The organism is Pseudomonas sp. GM80 (genome assembly GCF_000282515.1).
Taxonomy (GTDB): Bacteria; Pseudomonadota; Gammaproteobacteria; order Pseudomonadales; family Pseudomonadaceae; genus Aquipseudomonas.
The window spans coordinates 1-1,313 of record NZ_AKJD01000190.1; the positions used below are offsets into that span (position 1 = coordinate 1).

Annotated in this window: 1 protein-coding gene; it reads right to left on the bottom strand. The window is 52.4% G+C overall.

The genetic code is table 11. The features are described from left to right. Positions 1-37 precede the first annotated feature (37 nt). A protein-coding gene (locus PMI37_RS25480) for an IS3 family transposase (protein WP_085989818.1) occupies positions 38-1,260 on the bottom strand; the annotation gives its coding sequence in 2 pieces (ribosomal slippage) (positions 38-909 and positions 909-1,260; 1,224 coding nt in all). Positions 1,261-1,313 lie beyond the last annotated feature (53 nt).

The following is a 1,313-nucleotide window of genomic DNA, read 5'->3' on the forward strand; positions in this document are numbered from 1 at the left end:
TGTCTAGTCCTGAAATAGGTTTACACCTGTTTCAGTCTCAAAACGCCCGATGCACCGCATCGGGCGTTTTGTATTTCAGCGACAGATGAGGTCGCTCGTTGTTATAGATCTGCACCGACTCGTCCACCATCCGGATGGCCTCTGCAAAATCTTTGGGGCGATGCAGCAATAACTCGTTTTTCAAAATCCCATTCACACGCTCAGCCAACGCATTTTGGTAGCAGTCGTAGCCATCGGTCATTGAGCAGGTGATGCCGTATTTGGCATGCAGCCGCTGATAAAGCTCGGAGCAGTATTGGACGCCTCTATCCGAGTGATGCACCAGGCGTTGCTCCGTCATCCGTTGCTTGAGGGCTTTGTTGAACGCCTGGATCACCGATTCGGTGTGCAAGCTTTCATGGACATGGTGCCCCACGATTTTTCGGGAGTACGCATCGGTGATCAAACTCAGATAAACCACACCCGTTTGCGTCGGTAAGTAGGTGATGTCCGCAACCCATACTTGTTCTGGCGCCTTGGCGACTACCTGAATCGGCCCATCTTTGAGCAGGTTTGGATGCCGGCGAAAGCGATGATGGCTGTCTGTCGTTTTGTGATAGGCCCGTCTGCGGGGAACCAGTTCGCGCCGATCTCGCAAGATATCGAATAAACGGTCTCGACCAACCTTTACGGACACTTCTGGCTCAGTGCGCATTAGATTGTGAAGTTTTCGGGTGCCAAGGCGCGGTTGCCTAAGTCGCTTTTCCCTCACGAACCCCATCACTTCCTGGGCATGACGGGCCCGGGCATCACACGCCCGGTTGCGCTTGTAATAAGCCTGACGGGAAATCCCTATGAACTGGCAAGCCCGACTAATGCTCAGGTCTTGGATCTGCCCTTGGGAGAGGACTTGCCGGATCGCTTTTTTACGACAGAAACACCGAAGTCGTTCTTCAAAACATCAACGACGGCTTCGAAAAACTGAGCTTTCTGGTTGGCTTGGGCAAGCTTTTCTTCAAGCTCTTTGATTCGCTGTTCGGGTGTCAGCGGTTTATCGGGCTCATCCATGGAACGGGGTCTCTTGGAGCGAATGGACGCGCCTTGACTCCAGTCCTGCCGACCATGCCTGCGTAACCAGTTCAGTACAGTCGTTTTACCCTGAATGCCATAGCGCTCTTGAGCCTCTTTATAACTCAACTCGCCTTTTTCGACCTGATCGACGACCGACAATTTAAAGGTCAGCGTGTAATCACGCTGACTGCGCCTTTTTCCCGTGTTCATTACGTCCTCCTGAGAATGGGTCAGAAGGTGTAAACCTTATTCAGGACGGGACA